The organism is Brevibacterium sp. JSBI002 (assembly GCF_026013965.1).
In the GTDB taxonomy this organism is placed as follows: Bacteria; Actinomycetota; Actinomycetes; order Actinomycetales; family Brevibacteriaceae; genus Brevibacterium.
Genome location: NZ_CP110341.1, coordinates 406,109 through 427,649, shown reverse-complemented (window position 1 = coordinate 427,649; position 21,541 = coordinate 406,109). Strand labels below are relative to the sequence as shown.

17 protein-coding genes and 1 riboswitch are annotated in these 21,541 nt (G+C 66.0%); of the genes, 6 read left to right on the top strand and 11 right to left on the bottom strand.

Features of this window, described 5'->3' with window-relative positions; all coding sequences use genetic code 11:
• Window positions 1–113 precede the first annotated feature (113 nt).
• The 6 genes from LJ362_RS01820 to LJ362_RS01795 form a co-directional block, all read right to left on the bottom strand.
• On the bottom strand, window positions 114–1,505 hold the full coding sequence (locus LJ362_RS01820; RefSeq protein ID WP_264800476.1) for an MFS transporter: 1,392 nt from the start codon (window positions 1,503–1,505) through the stop codon (window positions 114–116).
• A gap of 8 nt (window positions 1,506–1,513) precedes the next feature.
• Window positions 1,514–2,185, bottom strand: a complete 672-nt coding sequence (locus LJ362_RS01815; protein ID WP_264800475.1) for a GntR family transcriptional regulator — start codon at window positions 2,183–2,185, stop codon at window positions 1,514–1,516.
• Between the two features lie 114 nt (window positions 2,186–2,299).
• Window positions 2,300–3,175: a CNNM domain-containing protein gene (locus LJ362_RS01810; RefSeq protein WP_320109142.1), complete on the bottom strand. Its 876-nt coding sequence runs from the start codon at window positions 3,173–3,175 to the stop codon at window positions 2,300–2,302.
• Window positions 3,176–3,317: 142 nt separating this feature from the next.
• Window positions 3,318–4,718: a hemolysin family protein gene (locus tag LJ362_RS01805; RefSeq protein ID WP_264800473.1), complete on the bottom strand. Its 1,401-nt coding sequence runs from the start codon at window positions 4,716–4,718 to the stop codon at window positions 3,318–3,320.
• A 289-nt stretch (window positions 4,719–5,007) separates the two neighbouring features.
• Complete coding sequence (hchA, locus tag LJ362_RS01800) at window positions 5,008–5,874, bottom strand: glyoxalase III HchA (RefSeq protein WP_264800472.1); 867 nt, start codon at window positions 5,872–5,874, stop codon at window positions 5,008–5,010.
• A 211-nt stretch (window positions 5,875–6,085) separates the two neighbouring features.
• Window positions 6,086–7,843 (bottom strand): FAD-dependent oxidoreductase, encoded by a 1,758-nt coding sequence (locus LJ362_RS01795; protein WP_264800471.1) that lies wholly within the window; start codon window positions 7,841–7,843, stop codon window positions 6,086–6,088.
• 103 nt (window positions 7,844–7,946) lie between these two features.
• On the opposite strand from LJ362_RS01795, the gene LJ362_RS01790 reads away from it, so the two are divergent.
• Window positions 7,947–8,900, top strand: coding sequence for a LysR family transcriptional regulator (locus tag LJ362_RS01790; RefSeq protein WP_264800470.1), 954 nt, complete (start codon window positions 7,947–7,949; stop codon window positions 8,898–8,900).
• Window positions 8,901–8,929: 29 nt separating this feature from the next.
• Here LJ362_RS01790 and LJ362_RS01785 read toward each other — a convergent pair whose 3' ends face one another.
• Together LJ362_RS01785 and LJ362_RS01780 are read right to left on the bottom strand one after the other, a co-directional pair.
• Window positions 8,930–9,499 carry a GNAT family N-acetyltransferase gene (locus tag LJ362_RS01785; protein ID WP_264801751.1) on the bottom strand — a complete coding sequence of 190 codons (570 nt, stop codon included), beginning with the start codon at window positions 9,497–9,499 and terminating at the stop codon, window positions 8,930–8,932.
• 110 nt (window positions 9,500–9,609) lie between these two features.
• Window positions 9,610–10,596 (bottom strand): LLM class flavin-dependent oxidoreductase, encoded by a 987-nt coding sequence (locus LJ362_RS01780; RefSeq protein ID WP_264800469.1) that lies wholly within the window; start codon window positions 10,594–10,596, stop codon window positions 9,610–9,612.
• Between the two features lie 193 nt (window positions 10,597–10,789).
• Here LJ362_RS01780 and LJ362_RS01775 point away from each other — a divergent pair, with 193 nt between their 5' ends.
• Window positions 10,790–11,971, top strand: a complete 1,182-nt coding sequence (locus tag LJ362_RS01775; RefSeq protein ID WP_264800468.1) for a PQQ-dependent sugar dehydrogenase — start codon at window positions 10,790–10,792, stop codon at window positions 11,969–11,971.
• 235 nt (window positions 11,972–12,206) lie between these two features.
• Here the strand turns inward: LJ362_RS01775 and LJ362_RS01770 are convergent, their stop codons facing one another.
• Entirely contained in the window at window positions 12,207–12,854 is a 648-nt protein-coding gene (locus tag LJ362_RS01770) for a copper resistance protein CopC (RefSeq protein ID WP_264800467.1), read from the bottom strand.
• A 65-nt stretch (window positions 12,855–12,919) separates the two neighbouring features.
• Window positions 12,920–13,435, bottom strand: a complete 516-nt coding sequence (locus LJ362_RS01765) for a low molecular weight protein-tyrosine-phosphatase (RefSeq protein WP_264800466.1) — start codon at window positions 13,433–13,435, stop codon at window positions 12,920–12,922.
• Between the two features lie 53 nt (window positions 13,436–13,488).
• Here LJ362_RS01765 and LJ362_RS01760 point away from each other — a divergent pair, with 53 nt between their 5' ends.
• Window positions 13,489–15,459 carry a M13 family metallopeptidase gene (locus LJ362_RS01760; protein WP_264800465.1) on the top strand — a complete coding sequence of 657 codons (1,971 nt, stop codon included), beginning with the start codon at window positions 13,489–13,491 and terminating at the stop codon, window positions 15,457–15,459.
• Between the two features lie 103 nt (window positions 15,460–15,562).
• Here the strand turns inward: LJ362_RS01760 and LJ362_RS01755 are convergent, their stop codons facing one another.
• Window positions 15,563–17,215 carry a DUF1684 domain-containing protein gene (locus LJ362_RS01755; RefSeq protein WP_264800464.1) on the bottom strand — a complete coding sequence of 551 codons (1,653 nt, stop codon included), beginning with the start codon at window positions 17,213–17,215 and terminating at the stop codon, window positions 15,563–15,565.
• Between the two features lie 135 nt (window positions 17,216–17,350).
• Here LJ362_RS01755 and LJ362_RS01750 point away from each other — a divergent pair, with 135 nt between their 5' ends.
• The 3 genes from LJ362_RS01750 to LJ362_RS01740 all read left to right on the top strand — a co-directional run bounded on the left by LJ362_RS01750 (window position 17,351) and on the right by LJ362_RS01740 (window position 21,508).
• Complete coding sequence (locus LJ362_RS01750) at window positions 17,351–18,655, top strand: M18 family aminopeptidase (RefSeq protein ID WP_264800463.1); 1,305 nt, start codon at window positions 17,351–17,353, stop codon at window positions 18,653–18,655.
• 62 nt (window positions 18,656–18,717) lie between these two features.
• Window positions 18,718–18,826, top strand: a riboswitch (TPP riboswitch).
• Window positions 18,822–20,630, top strand: coding sequence for a phosphomethylpyrimidine synthase ThiC (gene thiC, locus LJ362_RS01745; protein WP_264800462.1), 1,809 nt, complete (start codon window positions 18,822–18,824; stop codon window positions 20,628–20,630). It overlaps the preceding riboswitch by 5 nt.
• 98 nt (window positions 20,631–20,728) lie before the next feature.
• Window positions 20,729–21,508, top strand: coding sequence for an amidohydrolase family protein (locus LJ362_RS01740; RefSeq protein WP_264800461.1), 780 nt, complete (start codon window positions 20,729–20,731; stop codon window positions 21,506–21,508).
• The last annotated feature ends 33 nt before the right edge of the window (window positions 21,509–21,541 follow it).

Here is a 21,541-nt window from a genome sequence, read left to right as displayed (position 1 = left end):
ACGGTTGTTCTCATGGTAGGTGTCTGGGTTCGCACTCCGCATCCCCTCTCAGAACTACCCGACGGCGGCCCAGATACCTGGCGCCAGGTTGCTGGGCCGCCGTCAGGTAGCAATTAGGGGTGTTTGGTGGATAAGGCGACTGCTGCGAGGCAGGCTAGGCAGATGATGGCCACCGCCGCCAAGGACACCGTGTACGACAGCACGGGCAGCAGGGCGGCGAGCACCGTGGGCAGCAGGAACCCGGAGTACGCCAGCGAATAGTAGACCCCGGTGATGCCGGCGAGCTCCTGCGGTGAGGCGATGGCCTGGACGATGATGAGCCCCGAGACCACACAGATTCCGTAGGCGACACCGAGCACGATCGCCACGATGAACGCGAGGATCGGGTCCGCCAGAAGTGCGGCCACCGCCCCGAGCCCCATCCCCACGGTCATCAGCGCCAGTCCCACGACGAGCGCCCGCCCGCCGGTCAGCCGATTGATCCACGGCACGATGTTCTGCACCAGCGCACCGGCTCCGAGCGTGACGACGGTGAGCACCGTGGCATACATCGTCGTCCACTCCCCCAGCTCTCCCTGCACGATCGCCGGCATCACGGCATAGGCGACCCCGGCGGCACCGAACACCCAGGGCGCGGCCGGCACGATCAGTCGCAGGAACGTCCGATGCGCGACGAGCGGAACGCGCAGACCGTGCCACCAATGGCCTGCTGCCCGTTGGTCGCGAGGCATCGATTCCGGCGCGAAGATCACCAGGATCAGTGCGGCGAGGTTGAGCACTCCGTGCACGGCGTAGGGCACGACTTCGGGCACCGGCCCCCACTGGGCCAGGCACCCGGTGACCGCCGCGCCCATGGCAAACCCCAAAGTCAGCGTCAGTGAAGGACGCCGGGCACCAGCGGTGATTCCGGCCTGGTGATCGAACGGCGGGGCCGAGAGCTCCTTGATCCAGCTCGTGCCCACCGACATCGCCACCCCGACGCCGATCCCCGCGAACACCCTGCCCAGGCAGAGCAGCCAGAACTGATCGAAACCGATCCCGAGCCCGAGACTGCCGGCTATCGCGGCGAGAGATCCGGCGATGAGGACCGGTTTGCGTCCATGCCGATCCGACAGCGCCGAGGCGACCAACAGTCCCGGAATGAGTCCGCCCACGTACATGCCCAGCAGCAGGTTCGCCTGCCAGATGGCGTAGCCGCCGTCCTCCTCATACATGTGGACGAGCGGGGTGAAATGATTGCCGCCCCATGCGAGCAGGAACATCGCCGGGGCCACCATCAGCCACGCCCGCGCCCGCCGTGGCCGTTCTGGCTCTCGATCGGGATCCACCTCGCCGAGGTGGGACCGGGCATGGTTCGGAACCGTCGTTTCGACGTCCGTGGCGGGGGCCGCCTCGGGGCGGGTATTCCTGTTCCCGGTGAGCGCTGCCTCGGCGCAGGTATTTCTGTCCCCGGTGGGGACTGCCTCGGCGGCGTCGGTCGTGGAGGTCGAGGGGTAAGCGGTCATGGTCCTCCTCAGCGGGACTGCGGGAAGTGGGAGCCTTCGATGTGGGCGCGGACGAGTCGGGCGAAGCCTTCTGCGTCGCCCGACTCGGCGCGGTCGGTGAGAGTTTCGTGCTCGGTCAGGAGCGTGTCGAGGGTGTGCGGCGCGTCGATGGCGACCTGGAAAGTCAGGCGGGCCAGGCGCGGGCCCATGGTGGTGAGCATCTCGGTGACGACGGCGTTGTCGCCGCTGCGGATCAGGCGGGCGTGGAAGGCGTAGTCGGCGCTGGCGAAGCCGAGTGGATCGCCCGCGTCAAGGGCCTTCCTCTGCTCGCCGAGCAGGGTGCGCAGATCGGCGGCCAGAGCGGTGAGGTCGCCGCTGTCGGACAGTGTCTCGACGGCGTCGATCTCGAACATCGAGCGCACGGCGAGCAGGTCGCGGCGCTCCTTGCCCGTCACGGTGGTCACGAGCGCGCCCTTCTTCGGGACGAGGCGGACGAGGCGCCAGCGTTCGAGCTGGAGCATCGCCTCTCTCGCTGGTGTGCGGCTGGCGTTGTGTGCGGCGGCGAGGTCGGACTCGATCAGGAGGTCGCCGGGTTCGTGTCGGCCCTCGATGATCTCCCGGGCGGTCGCCGCGGCCATCCGAACGGCGATCGGAGCGGAGTCGTCGATGCGCTGCCAGGGCAGTGTCAGCAAATCATTCACAGGCCCACGATAACAGATGCATACATTGATGCATGCATCATGTCCTGGCTCAGACATACCTGACGGCGGCCCAGCAACCTCGCGCGAGGTTGCTGGGCCGCCGTCAGGTAGTAATTATCGGGAGGGCACCTGACCGGTGGTGAGCAGGTGGGTGAGCACGTCGGTGACGGTGACGACCGCATGGCTGCCGTCGGCCCTCTCCACCAAAGCCAGCTGCACGCTGTCCTCCCGCATCGCTTTGAATGCCCGCACCACGGTCATCGATCCGTCCACGACGGCGACGGGACGGGCCGCCTCGGCGATGGGAGCATCCTCGGTAAGTCCGAGCACATCCCTGACATGCACCACATGACTCAGCGGGCCGTCAGCCTCGGTGCGCACGAGGATGCGACGGTGACGGTCACGTCGCGACGCCTCGCGCACCTCACCCGCAGTCGCTGCCGGACCGACGGCTGTCGGCTCCGGGCGACCAGCCACGAGCTCGTCAAGTGTGAGCCTGGTGAGGTCGAGGGCGCCGAGCAGAGCCTCCGAGGACTCCTTCTCCAAGGTTCCCGCCTGCGCCGAATGCTGCAGCAGCTGCCTCAGGTCCTCGGGCGTGTGCGCCTGATCGACCTCGTCGACGGGTTCGACCCGAACCAGGCGCAGGCACGCGTTCGCAGCGTTGTTGAGCACATGCAGCAGCGGGCGGGTGAGGAGCATGAATGCCCGCATCGGCAATGCGAGCATGATCGCCGAGCGTTCCGGATGCGCCACCGCCCACGACTTCGGCGCCATCTCACCGACGACGAGGTGGAGGAAGGTGACGATGACGAGGGCGAGCACGAAGCCGACGATGTCGGCGATCCACAGCGGCAGGCCGAGCGCCTCGGCGACCGGGGTGATCCAATGGTGGACGGCCGGTTTCGTGATCGCCCCGAGCGCCAGGGTGCAGGCCGTGATGCCCAGCTGCGACCCGGCCAGCAGCACCGACAACTCGGTCGAGCTGCGCAAGGCGCTCGAGCCGAACGGCTGTCCGCGGCCGCGTCTTCGAGACGGTGCCGTTTGGCGGCGATGAGCGCGAATTCGACGGCGACGAAGAACGCGGACAGCCCGATGATGGCGATCGTGATCGCTGTGATGACCCAGGGATTGCTCATCGTGCCACCTCGATTCCGATCCGCAGCCGCGCGGGCACATGCGTGGCCACCTCGATGACGTCGATGTTGAGATGCTCGGTCTCCGGGGTGTCGTTTCCGCTCAGGTCGGCGGGATCGATCGGCAGTTCGATCGACACCCGGTCACCCACCTCGGGGAATCCGCGAAGGTGTTCGATGACGAGGCCCGACAAGGTCTGCGCCGAGGTGGTCGGCAGTTCGCGTTGGAGGACGCGGGCCACCTCGTCGAGGGGGATGACCCCGGGTGCTGTCCAGGTGCCGTCGCCGGTCTCGATGAGTTCTTCGACGATGTGGTCGTGTTCGTCGGCGATGTCACCGACGAGTTCCTCACCGAGGTCCTCCATCGTCAGGATTCCGGCGAAGCCGCCGTATTCGTCGACGACGCAGGCCATCTGCTCCCGCCGTTCGAAGAGGGTGGCCACCGCGTCCGGCAGCGGCAGGGATTCCGGGACGAAGACCGGGTCGCGCAAGAGGGAACGGACCCCGGTCGCGGTGACGGTGTCCGCAGCGCTCGGCGCCGCCTCGGCGAGGTTTTCGGTGGTGCCCGACCCCGCCTCGGCGAGGACGTCGAGGAGGTCGATCGTGCCGATCACCTGATCATCGGCGTCGAGCACGGGGTAGCGGGAGTGGCCGCGGCTCATCAGGTCGCGCACCTCGTCCAGGGGCGTGTCGATGTCGATGGCGTCGACGCGTGAGCGCGGCACAGTGGCGTGGGCGACGCTCTGCTGCGGGAAGTCGAGGATGCGGTCGAGGATGAGCGAATCGTCGTCGACGATCTCGCCGCCCTCCCGGGATTCGGCGACGATGTGTTTGAGGTCGCGCCGGGTGGCGGAGTGGTCGACGTCGTGGACCGGTTCGATGCCGAGGACGCGCAGCAGGGCGTTCGAGGCTTTGTCGAAGATCGTGATGAGCCAGCCGAACACGGCGAGGTAGATCGCGGTCGACCGGGCGAGCCACGTGGCGAGCGCCTCGGGGCGGGCGATGGCCAGGTTCTTCGGGAACAGCTCACCGAAGAGCATCTGGATGAGCGTTGAGACGAGGAGGGCGAGGACCGTGCCGATGAGCACACCTGTGCCGGCAGGGATCAGGGTGCCGCCGAGGGCCTCGCCGACGGCTGTGCCGATGAGCGGTTCGGCGACGTAGCCGACGAGCAGTCCGGTGACGGTGATGCCCAGCTGCGCGCCGGAGAGCATGAAGGAGGTGCGGCGGGTGATGGACAGGGCCCTGTCCGCGGCGCGATCACCGGAGGCCGAACGTGCGGCCAGACGAGATCGATCGACGGCCATATACGCGAATTCCTGCGCCACGAAGTAGCCGGTGGCCACCGTGATGAGGAGGACGACGAGGAGGCCTATGAGCAGCGAGAGCAGCCAGGTCAACGGCGACCACCTGCCTGCGCGCTCTGCGCTCGCAGAGCGTCTGCGCGCGCGTTATTGAATTGTTCTGAGGTGCGAAGAGAGATGTCCCAGCCGGGACTTCGATAGTCGTCCATGGTCCTTCCGAAAGTGATCAAGTGGGCGGCTGGTGTCGATTATCCTGGCCCAGGCTGGCAGAATGCTGGCAACACCGACCACCGCCGCCGAACCCCCGCGACGTCGCTGAATGTGTGGTGCCGGGCGCATTCAGCGACGTGCAGGTCGTCTGGCGGGACGCTGAACGACGAAGGACTCAGCTGCCGAAACTCTCCAGAAGCGCGACCACAGACTCTTTTCCGAGCTGATTCGCTGCGAGCGGACTGTCCCCGGTCAGGAGGTTGCGGTCGCGTGTGGTGGCACCGGTCATCTCATCGTTGATGATCTCGATACCGTCCTTCGTCAGCGTCTCGCCGAGCGCCCAAGGCATCTTACCGGGCAGATAGCCGATGTCGAGGTTCGCCCCGAAGTCGAGAGCGTCCGGGAACGCAGTGACACGGTAGCCGGCAAAGCGGTTCTCAGAGCGATCGAGGCCTGCGGCCAGCAACGCCGCCGGGCCATGACAGAGGGTGATGATCAGCCTGTCGTTGTCCAGGAAGAAGTCCAAGGCGGCCTGCACATCCCGGTCGAAGGGGATGACGTTCATGGCACCGTGACCGCCCGGGATGAAAATAGCAGCGTAGTCGTCGAGGCCGTTCGCGATGACGTCGGAGAGCCTCAGCGGAGCCTTGAATTTCGTCTCGGTGCTCGACCATGCCGAGGCGATGGCCTCGTCCTGCCCGGGGTAGGCCCACCACTCGAATTTTCCGGGTCCGCCGCTGACGGTGGCCACATCGATCTCATAGCCGGCCTCGGCCATGTGGTGGAGTGGCAGCAGCGTCTCGACGGGATGGTTGCCAGTGGAGAAGAACGTGCCGTTTCTCATGAGCATGTACCGCTCGTCGGTGGCGATCGTGAGGATCTTCCACTTCCCGCCCGTGTATGTCTCCTCGGTGACGGGGCCGTCGAAGTCGGTCCTGCTCGACGTGTACTGGGAGAGCGAGTAGGCGCTCGGGAAGAAGGCGTTGGCCTCCGCCTGATCGGGCACCGGGCTCCGGTCCTCAGATTTGTCGCTGTCAGTCATGTCTTCACCTTTCGCTCGCGTGGCTCACTTGCATGTCGGTGTCGTCGGTGCATCGACTGACTTGCCAGCATACGACACACGGAGAGACGCCGCCAACGACTCGGCCCACCAGACGCAGGACCATCAGCCGACTGCTGCCCCTCCCCTTAATTGCTACCTGACGGCGGCCCAGCAACCTCGCGCGAGTTGCTGGGCCGCCGTCAGGTAGCAATTATTCGACTAGTTTGCCTTCTTGGCTTATTTCGCCGGTGTGCATGAGTGCCGCGACATCCGCCGAAACTTCAGGGATCGACTCGCGGCCGACTCCGGTGGACGGGGACCAGACCAAATTGACCTGCAGGTCCGGGTCCTGCTCCGGGTAGTCGCTGCGGTTGTGGCAGCCGCGGGTCTCCCGCCGCTCCAAAGCACACTCGAGCGTCGCCCGGGCCGCGAGCACCGAGGACCGCAGATCGAAGGCGTGGGAGAGGTCGGCGAATCCGGCGATGTCCGGGTGGATGCCTACGTCGGCCATCCGCGCCTCGATGCCGGCGAGCTTCTCCAGCCCGGCGAGCAGACCGGCCTCGTCTCGGACGACTCCGGCGTGCTCGGTCATGAGGTTGCGGACCTCACGCTGCAGGGCGCGCACGTTCTGGGTGCCCTCGGACTCCAGCAGATCGGAGATCTCCGCCCGGGCTTCGTCAACCGCGGCATGCGATCGCACCTGAGCCTCAAGAGAATCGGAGTACGCAACGGCGGACCGCCCGACGATCCGGCCGAAGACGAGGAGCTCGATGAGCGAGTTCCCGCCCAACCGGTTCGCCCCGTGCAGACCGGACGACGCCTCACCGATGGCCCACAATCCTTCGACGTCGGTGCTGTGATCGACCGGGTCGACCCACACTCCGCCCATCGAGTAGTGCGCGGTCGGGGCGATCTCGATCGGCGAGGCCGTGATGTCGAGCATCTGGGTCTCCATGAGCGTCTGGAACACTCGGGGCAGCCGGTTCATGATGGTCTCGCGCGGCAGGTGGGACACGTCGAGCCACACTCCCCCGTTCTCGGTGCCGCGCCCCTCGGCAATCTCCGTGTAGGCGGCAAGCGCCACCCGGTCGCGGGTGGAGAGTTCCATGCGCTGCGGGTCGTAGCGTTCCATGAATCGCTCCCCCAGCCCGTTGCGCAGGATGCCGCCTTCGCCGCGGGCCGCCTCGGAGACCAGAGTGCCGGCCGCGTTCTCGGGTTCGATGATGCCCGACGGGTGGAACTGGACGAGCTCGGCATCGCGCAGTCGAGCTCCTGCTTCGACGGCCAGGCGGAAGGAGTCACCGGTGTTCTCGTCCCGACGTGAGGAAGTGCGTCGCCAGATCCGGTTGTGTCCGCCGGCGGCGAGGATGACGGCGTCGGCGTAGATTCGGTAGCCGGTGCCGTCGATGACGTCGAAACCGAAGGCGCCGAAGATGCGGCCGTCGGCGACGAGCAGCTTCGTGATGTAGACGCGGTCGAGGATCGGAATATCTAAGGCTTCGGCGCGACGAATGAGGGTGCGCTGGATTTCCAACCCCGTGTAGTCGCCGGCGAAAGCGGTGCGACGCCAGGTGTGGGCGCCGAAGAAGCGCTGAGAGATCCGACCGTCGTCCTCCTTCGCAAAGTCCATTCCATATCGCTCCAGGTCAGCGATGCCTTCGGCTGCTCCCTGGGTGACGATTTCGACGGTGCGGGGGTTGGCGAGGTCATAGGATTCCTTGATCGTGTCGGCCGCGTGCTGCTGCCAGGTGTCGTCCGGGTCCATCGTCGCCAGGGCCGCATTGATGCCGCCGGCGGCCAGCGAGGTGTGCGCGTCCTCCTTCGGCCGTTTGCCGACAACGAGGACATCGGCGCCGGCTTCGGCGACCTCGATCGCGGCCCGCAGACCCGATCCGCCGGTTCCGATGACCAGCACCGAGGTGGAGATGGAGTGTTCTTTTCGGCGGGGTCCGCCCTGTGTGGTGTTCATATTCTCCACTATGGAACCGCCCCTTTCATACGTCCAATGCATTGTTCGAGTGAAGTCAATAGCGATAGACTATTGCCATGCCTGACCAGCACGGAGACCCACAATGAACCTCGAACAGCTGAGAAGCTTCGCCGAGGTGGCCGCCACCGGACACTTCACGAAAGCCGCCGCGGCGCTCCACTTGGCCCAGCCCTCGCTCTCCCGGCAGATCTCGACGTTGGAGAAGGAGCTCGGGACCGAGCTCTTCCACCGCGCGCACGGACACATCACGCTCACGGATGCCGGTGCGACGCTGCTGCCGAGCGCGAAACGGATGCTCGCCGACGCCGAGGCGGTCCGCCGCGACATGGATGAGCTGGCCGGACTGCGGCGCGGCCGCGTCCGGCTGGGTGCGACCCCGACCCTGTGCGTGAGCCTCGTGGCCGAGGCCATCAGCCGTTTCCACACCGCCCATCCCGGCGTCGAGCTCGAGCTGGTGGAGAAGGGCTCCCGCGAGCTCATCGAGGCCTTAGCCGGTGGCGAGCTCGACCTCGCGCTCATCACCCGCACCTTCGACCTCGCCCCGCAGATGCCCAGGCTGAGCCTGCGCGGGATCCTCGCCGAGGATCTCGTCGTCATCGCCGCCGCCGGTTCCGATCTGCTCGCCTCTGGCCATGCGATGTCCGATCGGATCACCCTCGCCGAGGTGGCCGACCGTCCCCAGGTACTGTTCCATCACGGCTACGACCTCAGAGAGGCGACATCTGCGGCGTTCGAGACAGCCGGCCTGATTCCCCGGGTCGTCGTCGAGGGGGTGGAGATGGATGCCGCTCTGCGCTTCGTCGAACGCGGACTCGGCGTCGCCATTGTTCCGGCCATGGTACTCGTCGATCGCCCCCAGCTGACCTCGGCGCCCCTGGCCGATCCGCAGCTGACCCGCACGGTCAGCCTCGCGACGCGCGCTGACGTGCGGGCGACCAGGGCCGCCTCGGCGATGGAGTCGACGGTCCTGTCCACAGCCCGCACGCTCACCGACACCGAAACCGGACTGGCGGCGCATGTGCGCCTGGTGGGGTGAGGCGGAGCCTCGGTGAGGACGGAGTGCCTCTATGCTTCAGTCGAAAGCGTGCGGACCATGGTCGAGACCTTCGGACCGTTCGGCACCTGCGTCTCGGCGATGGTACTGAAACCGAATCGAGCGTAGAGAGTGACATTGCGCGGATCCGACGTCTCCAGCGACACCAGGGAGCCGATCGTGTCCATCCGGCGCAGACCTTCGGCGAGGATCGCCGACGCGATGCCCGACCCCCAGCTGTCGGGTTCCACACCGATGGTGGCGAGATCCCACGCGGCGTGGGGCCGCGACGGCAGGTGTGTGGCCGCCAGCACCTCGAGGCGATCACCGAGCAGCTCAATCACGCGATTCTGTCGCTCGGAGGTAAGGCCGGGAGCTTCCGGGGGCACGAAGGCCGCCACGCCCCGGCTCTCCTTCTCAACGATCACCAGCCCGCACTCGACCGCGTGGGCGAGATAGATCGCCTGCAGCTCCTCCAGCCGCGCACGATAGCGGTCGGCCGGCACCGTCCACCGCGTCCAGGGGTATTCGTCGAAGGCTCTGGAGAGCACTTCTGCGGCGGCGGGAACATCGGCGGCAGTCGCCTCACGCACGGCAATCATCACGATCCCAATCTACCGCGGTTCGACGGGTTCGCAGACACCGTCGATGCCCACATTCAATGATCCTAGGGCGGCTCGTGCCCCTGCCGGGGGTCCGCTCAGTCGTCGCCTCAGAACCAGGCGTCGGCGAGCAGTCGCAACGACCGGCGCTGCACCTCTGGATCGTAGGCGTAGGTGACTGTGATGAGCTCGTCGGCGCCGGTGCGCTGAACGAACTCGGCCATCTGCGCGGTCGCTGTGTCGGGCGAGCCGACGGCGCTGATGGACAGCATCGGGCTGGTCCCGCCCTGAGCAGAGATCTCGGCCGGGTCGACCGGGGGCTGCAGATTGCGGCGGCGACCGGTGCGCATGTCATTGAACATCTGCTGGACTGAGGTGAACTGGCGGGCCGCCTCGGCGTCGGTGTCGGCAACCAAGACGTTGATCCCCGCCATGACGTAGGGCTCGTCGATCTGCGCGGTCGGCGCATCGGTGGTGAACGAATCGCGATAGGTCTTGACCGCGATGTCGATCTGATCGGGTGCGAAGTGCGAGGCCAGAGAGAACGGCAGGCCCAGCTGACCGGCGATCGAGGCGCCGTTCATCGTCGATCCGAGCACCCAGATGGGCACGTTCATCCCCGCCGAGACCGCGGACTTGATCGGCATGGTGTGTGCCTGCCCCGTCTCGGAGAACCAGCCCTGCATGTCATAGATGTTCTGTGCGAAGTCCTGTGGTTCCGCCGACGATCGGGCGAGCGCCTGCGCGGTCATCCCGTCCGTGCCGGGTGCGCGCCCGAGGCCCAAGTCGATGCGATCACCGTGGATATTCGCGAGCGTTCCATACTGTTCGGCCACCATGAGTGGCGCGTGGTTGGGCAGCATGACACCGCCGGATCCGACCCGGATCTTCTCCGTCACCGAGGCGGCCTGTGAGATGAGGAGGGCCGTGGCGCTGGCGGCCAGGCCCATCGTGTTGTGGTGTTCGGCGAACCACAACCGCTTGTACCCCAGCTCGTCAGCCAGTTTCGCCGAGGTCATCGATTCGGCGATGGCATCGCGAGCGGTGGATCCTTCCCGAATGGACACGAGATCGAGAATGTTCAACGGAACGGACAAGGCGGAAGGCTCCTTCGGTGGGCGTACGGTGCGGTTGCGGGATGCAGTCGCAGAATTTCAGACATTTGAGACAACAGTCCGAGCAGACGGTTCTATTCCTGGGCAGATGATCCCAGTCAACGGCAAGAGGTTCAGTTCTTGAGCGGCCGACGGATAGTCTTGTGCCACCGGGCTCCCCGACGGAGGAGAGATCATGAGCACCCCAGCAAGCTCCCGCACCGGACGGCTCCTCACCGGCGCCGCCATGTCCCTGGCCGTCGTCCTCAGCGCCTGTGCCTCCGATTCGGGCTCCGGCGAGACCAACGATCGGGGCGGGGAGGAGTCGGGGACCGCCTCGGCGAGCAGTGGTTCCGGATCATCCGACGCCGGGTCAGGATCGTCAACACCGGGCGCGGACTCTCCCGAGGTCGTCGCGACCGGCCTCGAATCCCCGTGGTCGATCGCCTTCCACGGGCAGACCATGCTGGTCAGCGAACGCGATTCGGGTCGCATCCTCGAAGTCTCCGCGGGTGGCGACGTTCGTGAGGTCGGCCGGATCGATGATGCCTCGTCCTCGGGTGAGGCGGGCCTCCACGGTCTCGCCGTCGACGATGATCGTCTCTATGCCTTCTTCGCTGCCGGGACGGAGAATCGGATCGTGCGGTTCCACCTCCTCGGCGAGGCCGGGAATCTGTCCCTGGGTGAGGAGGAGACGATCCTCGACGGGCTGCCGACCGCGAACTTCCACAACGGCGGGCGGCTCGCGTTCGGGCCCGACGGAATGCTCTATGCCACTCTCGGCGATACGGGTGATCGCGACAGTGCGCAGGACGAGGGTGCGCTGACGGGAAAGATTCTGCGCATGACGCCCGACGGCGACATACCTGCGGACAATCCGTTCGCCGATTCGCTCGTCTTCAGCATGGGGCACAGGAACCCGCAGGGCATCGGGTGGGACGACGAAGGCGCGATGTACGCCTCGGAATTCGGGCAGGACGCGTGGGACGAACTCAACGTCATCGAAGCAGGCGGGAACTACGGATGGCCCGAGGTCGAAGGCATCGCGCAGGGTGACGGTGCGGGTGACGGCGGCTCCGGTGACGGCTCGGGCGATTTCATCGATCCAGTGCAGCAGTGGTCCCCCGACGAAGCGAGCCCCAGCGGACTGGCCGTCGGCGATGACAGCATCCTGATCGCCGGGCTGCGCGGCGAGCGCCTGCACCGGGTTCCGCTCGACGACCTGAAGTCGTCGTCGGAGTTGTGGACCGGCGAGCATGGCCGGCTGCGCGATGTGGTCGAGGCGCCCGACGGTACGCTGCTCGTGCTGACGAACAACACCGACGGTCGCGGAGAACCCGCCCCGGACGACGACCGTCTCCTGCGTTTCACACCCTGACGGCGGCGATTCGGTCAAGCGCTCTCTACGCACCCAAGTCTCGATCAGGCCCGCCCGCCCCACTCGCCCCTCGTTCAAGGGTGAGCGCACATTTCGAACGGTGTACCTCGCCATAACCGCGCCGACGCTTGAACGAGATCGCCACCGCCCCCCGCCACGGACCGAATACACCGAGGCCCCGAACGCTGTTCGCGTTCAGGGCCTCGTGTCAGACGTGCTGTGTGGAAGTTCTCGCTCAGTTGTCCTTGGTGCCGGGCAGGCCCTGGGACTTGCGACGCATAAGCAGAACGACGATGACGATGACGGCCAGGCCGCCGACGGACAGGAGCACGATCATCGGCGTCGACATTCCGGAATCGCTGCCGGTGGACTCGCCGATCTCTCCGCGATCCTCGGTGTCCTTGCCGGGTTCGTCGACGACTCCGCCGCCGAGTCCGGCCTTCGTCGACTCTCCGGACGATTCTTTGACGTCACCGCCGGCACCTTCGGCATCCTTGATCGCGAACGAGTAGTCACCGGAGATCGGGTGCCCGTCCTGCGACACCACGCGCCAGGTGACCTTGTAGTCGCCGGGCTTGAGATCGTCGGGCAGAGCGACGCTGAGTTTCTTGCCCTCAACGGTCAGCTCACCTGCGGAGACGTCCTTGCCGTCGACGACGACCTTGACCTCGGAGCCGACTTCCTGGATGTCGCCGGAGAAGTTCATCTCGAGCCATTTGGGCTGCTGATCGAGTTCGGCACCGTCCTCGGGATTCGACGACACCAGCTGATCGTGCGCACTGGCGGCGGGGGCGAAAGCGAACACGCTCATCGCGGCCACCAGCAGGGCGGCGAAGCCCAGCCTGAGAGCGGACCAGTTCTGTCGTGTCATGAGACGAGTCATGAGAGTTTCTCCTTCGAGGCGTACCTGCGATGTCGGTCGTGTCAGTAAGCTTGTGCCTACTAGTATCACTGAGTTTTCGCGGCCAGCGCGCGCAGACGATCCGTGATTCCCGGCACGGACACTTCAATTGTCTCAAGAGTTTCTTCGAAATCCGTGAATTCGCCGTACCAGGGGTCCTCGACATCCGGTGCCGGAGCACCGGCACCCTCGATGCCCTCCACCCGCGGATCGAACTCGCGCAGCATCCGCAGCTCCGGGGCCGCCTCGGCGGGAAGAACTGAGATCATCCGCTGCAGGGCACGATAGTGGCGGGCGGTCATCGCCACCGCCAGGTCGCGCTCGGCCAACCATTCGGGCGTGATCTGCCGGGCGACGTGATCGTCGGTGCGGTAGCCGGCGGCGGCGAGCACACGTGCCTGACGAGGGTCGATAGGGTTGCCGGCCTCCTCGTCGCTGATCCCGGCGGAGTCGACGACCGCCTCGGCGCCGGTATCGGCCAGGTGATGTAAGAGCACACGTTCGGCGGTGACGGACCGGCAGATGTTGCCGGTGCACACGAAGACGACGGATGCCAGACTCATACTCTCCTCCTCGGGCAGGGCGTGCGGGGCTCTGATCACGATACTGTGGGGCCATGACTTCTGAAACCTCACTGACCTCGATCAGGCCTCAGGACGACCTGTACCAGCACATCAACGGCGAGTGGATCGACTCGTTCACGATCCCCGACGACCGGGCCGGCGACGGAGCCATGCGTGAGCTCTTCGACGCCGCCGAGACCAAGGTCCGCGACATCATCACCTCCGTGACCGACAGCCCGCAGGAGCCCGGCTCCGAAGGGCAGAAGGTCGCCGACCTGTTCACCTCGTTCATGGATGTCGATCGCATCAACGAACTCGGTGTCGCCCCGCTGACCTCGACATTCGCCGCCATCGACGCCGCCGAGGACAAATCTGAGCTCGCCGCCCTGCTCGCCCGGTTGGAGACCGAAGGCATCGGCGGTCTGCTCGGCGGGTACGTCACCGCCGATGCGAAGGACTCCGACGTCTACGCCCTCTATCTCGTCCAGGCCGGCATCTCCCTGCCCGACGAGGACTACTACTTCAACGACGACCACGCCGAGGTGCGCGCGAAGTTCCTCGCCCACGTGCAGAAGATCGCGGCCCTGGCCGGCCTCGGTGAGAAGTCCGGAATCTCCGACGCCGAGGTGGCCGCCAAGGTGATGACGTTCGAGACCGAACTCGCCCGCCACCACTGGGACCGTGTGGCCTGCCGTGATGCGGAGAAGACGTACAACAAGTATTCGATCTCCGAGCTGCGCGACCTCGGACCCGAGTTCGACTTCGACTCCTACCTGGGGATCCTCACCGCCGATGCGTCCGATCTGAAGTACCTCGTGGTCTCCCAGCCCTCGTTCGTCACGGGTATGGCGAAGGTGTGGGCGGAGACCGACATCGAGACCATCAGGACCTGGCTGCGCTTCGTCGTCGTCTCCGACACCGCCTCGCTGCTCTCCGATGAATTCGTCGAGGAGAACTTCGACTTCAACTCCCGCACTCTCTCGGGCACTCCGGCCCTGCGGGAGCGCTGGAAGCGCGGGGTCAGCCTCGTCGAGGGCTACCTCGGTGAGGCCGTGGGCAGACTCTACGTCGCCTCCGAGTTCCCACCCTCGTCCAAGGATGCGATCGACCACCTCGTGGGCATGCTCATCAAGGCCTATGACAAGTCGATCCGCGAGCTCGACTGGATGAGCGAGGAGACGAAGGAACGCGCCCTGGTCAAGCTCTCGAAGTTCACTCCGAAGGTCGGCTATCCGGAGGTGTGGCGGGAGTACCCGGCCGCGATCGACTCCTCCGACCTGGTGGGCAACGTGCGTCGCTGCTCGCAGGCCGAGCATGTGCGGCAGGTGAAGCGGATCGGCGGGCCCATCGACCGCACGGAATGGCTGATGACCCCGCAGACGGTCAACGCCTACTACCACCCGGTGATGAACGAGATCGTCTTCCCCGCAGCCATCCTCCAGCCGCCGTTCTTCGACGCCTCCGGTGATGTCGCCGCGAACTTCGGAGCGATCGGCGCAGTCATCGGCCACGAGATCGGTCACGGCTTCGACGATCAGGGATCGCGTTATGACGGTGACGGCAACCTCGTCGACTGGTGGACCGAATCGGATCGGACCCTGTTCGAGGAGCGCACGAACGCGCTCATCGCCCAGTACGAAGAGCTGGTCCCGGCAGGTCTCGAACCGAATCAGCACGTCAACGGGGCGCTGACGGTCGGTGAGAACATCGGTGACCTCGGTGGTCTGTCGATCGGGTGGAAGGCTCTCGAGCTCGAACTCGGCGAACGGGCGGGCACTCCGGGAGTGCCGGTGGCGCCGTCGGCCGAGCAGGCGAAGGCGTTCTTCGAAGCGTGGGCGAAGGCATGGCGGTCGAAGATGCGCACCGAGGAGCGTGTGCGCAGGCTCTCGATCGACCCGCACTCGCCGGAGGAGTTCCGCTGCAACCAGGTCGTGAAGAACATGACCGCGTTCCACGACACGTACGGAGTCGAGGAGTCGGACGGAATGTACCTCGCTCCCGAATCCCGAGTCACCATCTGGTAATTGCTACCTGACGGCGGCCCAGCAACTCGCGCGAGGTTGCTGGGCCGCCGTCAGGTAGTTCGGGGAGGAAACGGGCGCTGGGACTGAGGCGGGGAGCCTGGACTCAGCGGTGGTGGCGGATGAGGGCGACCATGCGGTAGTCGAATTCCTGCCAGCTCGTGATCGAGGCGCCGGATTCCATCGCCGCCTGGAAGTCCTCGACCTCGGTGCGGTCGGACTCGAGCGGAATGTCGAAGGGCATCTCCACGTAGATCAGCCCGCTGGCGTCGGTGTGGACGATGTCGAAACCGGCCTGCTTCGGGTCGAGTTCGTTGTTCATCACGATGAGCAGACGGTCCGCCGGCGCCTCGTATTCGGTTTCGATGCCGTCGACGTAGCCCTGCTGCGAACGCAGCTCCCGCTGGGCCTGGATGACGAACGCCGAGTAGGCGCCGATGCCGATGACCGGAATCCGTGAGGTCAGCGCTTCGGTGGCGACATCGATGAGCCGCGACCGGGCCTTGCGCCCCAGCGGCGACAGATCCCCGCCGGACATCGCGACCCCGTCGAAGCCGACGAGGGAGATCTGCCCGTCGTCGTGGTTGGGGTTGAGGATGGTGATGTCGAGGCCGAAACGCGAATACCAGGGGCGAGTCACCTCGGCTCTCTCTTCGTCCCACCACACGTAGAAGAGGAACGGCACGTTGATCCCGGCCTCCGAGTAGAAGAACGGCGGACGCCGCTCACCTGCGGTGACGTCGAAGGGAACGACGTTTCCCTCGATCGGGGCCGGGCAGGTGGCGAACGAGGTGAACGCGAACGGGTAGTTCACCGCACGGTTGAAATCGATGACGAGCGACCCGTCCTGATTCGGCACTCCGAGGTCGATGGTCCGCCACGCCGCGGTGGCGTTCCCATTCGTCGAGTCGTGGAAGTCCAATTGGAGCCCGGTCTTCGGGCACCCGGTGGCAAGCAGGCTCACCTCACCGTGCGAGGTCTCGAAGGTGACGGTTCCCGCCGCCTGTGTCTGCAGCTGCAGGTCCTCTTGGGCGGTTTCGATCGTATAGGTCTTGAACGGGTCGAACCTCGTGAACCGGGCGAGGAAGACGAAGTCCGGGTCCGGGTCGAAGACCGGAACCTCGAAGAACTTCCCGAGCAGCGGGGACTTCGAATTGCGCACACGCACGCCGAGGCGGCCGCCCCGATCGATGAGTTCGTAGAGGACGTTGCCGACAGTGAACCAGTTGAGCGAGCCGCCGTTCGGAAGCTTCGCGCTGAACCCGTTCTCTTCCACGCGGACCTGTGGCTTGGCGGGCATGGCGGCGTGGCCGTCGGGTCCGCCATCGGACCCCGCATCGGATCCGTCGTCCGTTCCGGCAGAAGAGTCGGAACCCGCAGCGTCTGCCGCAGCCGCGCCCGCACCGGACTGGTCCATCACCCGAGGCAGGGTCGAGGTGTCGCTGGGCACGGCCGGGCTGGTCGCACGGGTCGGTCCTCCGCCGCTCGCGCCGGAACCGCCAGCAGCCACGGCAGTCCCACCGTTGTCGACCGTGCTGAGCAGGTCGAATGTCTCGGCTGCGGGGCCGGCATTGATCCCGGTCTTCAGTGATACGGTCACCCATCCGTCGTCGACGGTGAACGTGCCGGGGGCGTCGGTCCAGGTCGATTCGGCGTCGAGCCAGTGGAGTCCGACGACGCTGAGCCAGCCGAACGGTTTCGCAAGGGCTGAGTTCCGTGAGTCGCGCCAGGTGTTCCACTCCGTCACGAACTGGTTCACGTCGAACACTCCTTGCCGTCGCTGGTGCGGTCGCAGGATCGCTGCCCCCGCCTGATTCTCGGACCCGGTGGCAGCCCGGCGTCTGAGACCTGATCTTCTTCACCTCCAAACTACCGCAAACGATAGGCTGGGGAAATGAATGAATCACTCCCGAGACCGGATGTGGCCGCGACGACAGCGGCCGACCTCGGCGACTTCGTCAGCGCATCTCCCAGCTCGTACCACGCGGTGGACACGGCGGCGAAACGCCTGGAGGCGGCCGGTTTCTCCCGCCTCGACGAGTCCGTTCCCTGGTCGCTGACGCCCGGAACCGGGCATTACGTCATCCGCGACGGCGCGCTCATCGCGTGGATGAATCCCACCGTCACCGAGGCGGCTCCCCCCTTCCGCGTGTTCGGTTCCCACACCGACTCCCCGGCGTTCAAACTCAAACCCGGCGGTGAGTTCACCGCCGAAGGCACCCGCCAGGTCGGGGTGGAGATCTACGGCGGGCCGCTGCTGAATTCGTGGCTCGATCGTGAGCTCGCCTTCGCGGGTCGACTCAGCCTCGCCGACGGCAGCATCGTGCTCGCCCATACCGGGCCGATCGCCCGCATCCCGCAGCTCGCGATCCACCTCGACCGGCAGGTCAATGAGGGACTGGCCTTGGACAAGCAGCGTCACACCACTCCCGTCATCGGCCTGGCCGACCTCGCCGAGGCGGACATCATCGAACTGCTTGCAGAGTCGTCCGGGGTCGATGCCGAGTCCGTCGTCGGCCACGATGTCTACACCATTCCCGTTCAGGAGCCGGCCCTCTTCGGTGCCGCCGAGGAGTTCTTCGCCTCGCCGAGGCTGGACAACCTTCTGTCCGTGCACGCCGGCGTCACCGCTCTCACCCAGCTCGATGCCGACGGGCTCGACGGCATCCCGCTGTTCGCAGCGTTCGATCATGAGGAGATCGGGTCGAATTCGCGCTCGGGCGCGTGCGGTCCGTTCCTCGCCGATGTCACCGAGCGCATCGTCGCCTCATTGCTGCCGCAGTCGACGCGCAGCGATTATCTTGCGTCGATGGCCACCTCGGTGTGCGTCTCCTCCGATGCCGGGCATGCTGCCCATCCGAACTACCCGGAACGGCACGACCCGCATGTCCGCCCCCGCCTCGGCGGCGGTCCCCTGCTCAAACTCAACGCGCAGCAGCGCTACGCCACGGATGCGGTGGGCACCGCCGTGTGGTCGCAGGCGTGCGCGGCCGCAGGAGTCGAGTACCAGGATTTCGTGTCGAACAATGCGATGCCCTGCGGGTCGACGATCGGACCGCTGACCGCCACTCGTCTGGGCATGACGACCGTCGATGTGGGGCCTGCCCTGTACTCGATGCACTCGGCACGCGAGATGGTCGCGGTCTCCGACGTCGTCGCCCTCGGCGCGGCTGCGAAGGCGTTCTTCCAGGGCAGCTGACCACCAACCTGTCGTTCAAGGCGGCGCAGTTGTCCTCACTGCGACAGTCGTGATATGAATGACACAACCCCACGGGAGCCCACTGCAAGGGCTGAGATCGGACTGGATCGTCCGAGACCGTAGAACCTGATCCGGTTGATACCGGCGTAGGAAGTGAGGACTGCAGATGACTGCATTCACCCCAGAAACACCTGCCCCTGCCACGACTTCGGCCTCCGCACCTTCGCACGACGAATTCACCCTCGAGCAGTATCCGACGCATTCGCCGGCATGGGTTGATGACGAGGAACACGGCATCCGCGTTCCCGTGACCCGCATCGAGCTCGAGGACTCGAACGGCCGGTCCAACGATCCCGTCGACGTCTACCGCACCGTCGGACCGGGCAGCATCCCGGAAGAGGGACTGCCCGCTCTGCGATTCCCGTGGATCGAGAACCGCCTCGACACTGAGACCTACGACGCCCGCGGCCACCGCATCGCCGACGACGGTCGTGCCGCCGTCCGCCGAGGGGCCCCGTCGCAGCAGTGGAAGGGACGCAAACCTGTCCCCCGTCGGGCCAAGTCCGGCCGCACGGTGACCCAGATGCACTACGCAAGGCAGGGCATCATCACCCCGGAGATGCGGTTCGTTGCGCTCCGCGAACAGTGCGATGTCGAACTCGTCCGTGCCGAGCTTGCCGCCGGTCGCGCGATCATCCCGAACAACATCAATCACCCCGAATCCGAACCGATGATCATCGGCAAGGCGTTCCTCGTCAAAATCAACGCGAACATCGGCAATTCCGCGGTCACCAGCTCCATCGCCGAGGAGGTGCAGAAGCTGCGGTGGGCTGCGAAGTGGGGTGCCGACACCCTCATGGATCTGTCGACCGGCAATGACATCCACACCACCAGGGAGTGGATCATCCGCAATTCGCCGATCCCCATCGGCACCGTCCCGATCTATCAGGCACTGGAGAAAGTCGACGGCGATGCGAATGCGCTGACCTGGGAAATCTATCGCGACACAGTCATCGAGCAGTGCGAGCAGGGTGTCGACTACATGACCGTGCACGCCGGTGTGCTGCTGCGCTACGTTCCGCTCACTGCCGACCGGGTCACCGGGATGGTCTCGCGCGGCGGGTCCATCATGGCCGGTTGGTGCCTTGCCCACCATGAGGAGAACTTCCTCTATACCCATTTCGATGAACTCTGTGAGATCTTCGCTCGCTATGATGTCGCCTTCTCGCTCGGCGACGGACTGCGTCCGGGTTCTATCGCCGATGCCAACGATGCCGCCCAGTTCGCCGAACTCGACACTCTCGCCGAGCTCACCGAACGAGCATGGGCCCACGACGTCCAGGTGATGGTCGAAGGGCCCGGGCACATTCCGCTCCACCTCGTGCGGGAGAACGTCGAACGTCAGCAGGAGCTCTGCCACGGGGCGCCGTTCTACACCTTGGGTCCGCTGGTCACGGACATCGCGCCCGGATACGACCACATCACCTCGGCGATCGGGGCGACGGAGATCGCCCGCTACGGCACGGCGATGCTCTGCTACGTCACCCCGAAGGAGCATCTCGGGCTGCCCGACCGTGACGACGTCAAGACCGGGGTGATCACGTACAAGATCGCCGCACATGCCGCCGATATCGCGAAGGGCCACCCCGGTGCGACGGCCCGCGATGATGCTCTGTCGAAGGCTCGATTCGAATTCCGGTGGCGGGACCAGTTCGCCCTCGGCCTCGATCCGGAGACCGCCGAGGCGTTCCACGACGAGACGCTGCCAGCGGAACCCGCGAAGACCGCGCACTTCTGTTCGATGTGCGGTCCGAAGTTCTGCTCGATGCGCATCTCCCAGGACATCCGTGACACCTACGGCAGCGCCGAGGCGCAGGAGGCCCTGGCCGGTATGCAGCGGAAGAGCCGCGAGTTCCTCGCCTCGGGCGGAGAGGTCTACCTGCCCGATCCGACGGTCGGACTCAAGGCAGACTGACCGTCGTTCAAGGCGTGGCGCGTCGATCGAACTGTGCACGAGTCGGCTTACGCGCCACGCTTTGAACGAGCGGTTCGACGACGATGTAAGTTGACGGTATGCGCGAACTCCAGCGTGCCTTCGACGCGCACCTGCACATCATCGATCCGAGCCATCCGCTGATCGAGAACAACGGTTATCTGCCCGATCCGTTCACGGTCGCCGACTATCGCACGCGACTGCAGAGCCTCCCCGATGTGGGAGTCGAGGTTGCCGGTGGAGCCGTCGTGTCCGGTTCGTTCCAAGGCTTCGACCAGGGCTACCTCATCGACGCCCTGCGCCAGCTCGGCGGCAGCTATGTCGGCGTCACCCAACTGCCGGATGAGACCACCGATGATCAGATCCGACGCCTCGACGAGGCCGGCATCAAGGCACTGCGATTCAATATCGCCCGCGGCGGTTCGGCCACCCTCGACGCCCTCGACAGCCTGGCCCGACGAGTCCATGACCTCGTCGGATGGCACGCCGAACTCTATATCGACGTCCGCACCATCGATGATGACCTCGCCGGTCGCATCGCCTCACTGCCGGCAGTGAGCATCGATCACCTGGGCATGCACGAGGACGGGCTCCCCACACTGCTGCGCCTCGTCGAACGAGGGGTGAGGGTCAAGGCCACTGGTTTCGGCCGTGTGGAACTCGATCCCGCCGAGGCGGTCCGCCGCATCGTCGACACCGACCCGACCGCTCTGATGGTGGGGACGGACCTGCCGTCGACGCGGGCGCGTCGCCCCTTCGCCGATGCGGATTTCACGCTCCTCCGTGAAGTGCTCACCCCGGCCGAGGCGGACGCGGTGTTCTGGTCCAACGCGGCCGAGTTCTACGGCATCGAGCCTTGATCCGCTGAGTAGGTGTTCATCTCCCACCAGTAG

What these genes read in the sequence shown, in the direction of transcription:
- LJ362_RS01820 (WP_264800476.1), bottom strand. Translation starts at nt 1,505, where the DNA reads ATGACCGCTTACCCCTCGACCTCCACGACCGACGCCGCCGAGGCAGTC.
- hchA (WP_264800472.1), bottom strand. Translation starts at nt 5,874, where the DNA reads ATGACTGACAGCGACAAATCTGAGGACCGGAGCCCGGTGCCCGATCAG.
- LJ362_RS01775 (WP_264800468.1), top strand. Translation starts at nt 10,790, where the DNA reads ATGAGCACCCCAGCAAGCTCCCGCACCGGACGGCTCCTCACCGGCGCC.
- LJ362_RS01790 (WP_264800470.1), top strand. Translation starts at nt 7,947, where the DNA reads ATGAACCTCGAACAGCTGAGAAGCTTCGCCGAGGTGGCCGCCACCGGA.
- LJ362_RS01740 (WP_264800461.1), top strand. Translation starts at nt 20,729, where the DNA reads ATGCGCGAACTCCAGCGTGCCTTCGACGCGCACCTGCACATCATCGAT.
- LJ362_RS01765 (WP_264800466.1), bottom strand. Translation starts at nt 13,435, where the DNA reads ATGAGTCTGGCATCCGTCGTCTTCGTGTGCACCGGCAACATCTGCCGG.
- thiC (WP_264800462.1), top strand. Translation starts at nt 18,822, where the DNA reads ATGACTGCATTCACCCCAGAAACACCTGCCCCTGCCACGACTTCGGCC.
- LJ362_RS01785 (WP_264801751.1), bottom strand. Translation starts at nt 9,499, where the DNA reads ATGATTGCCGTGCGTGAGGCGACTGCCGCCGATGTTCCCGCCGCCGCA.
- LJ362_RS01750 (WP_264800463.1), top strand. Translation starts at nt 17,351, where the DNA reads ATGAATGAATCACTCCCGAGACCGGATGTGGCCGCGACGACAGCGGCC.
- LJ362_RS01760 (WP_264800465.1), top strand. Translation starts at nt 13,489, where the DNA reads ATGACTTCTGAAACCTCACTGACCTCGATCAGGCCTCAGGACGACCTG.
- LJ362_RS01770 (WP_264800467.1), bottom strand. Translation starts at nt 12,854, where the DNA reads ATGACTCGTCTCATGACACGACAGAACTGGTCCGCTCTCAGGCTGGGC.
- LJ362_RS01795 (WP_264800471.1), bottom strand. Translation starts at nt 7,843, where the DNA reads ATGAACACCACACAGGGCGGACCCCGCCGAAAAGAACACTCCATCTCC.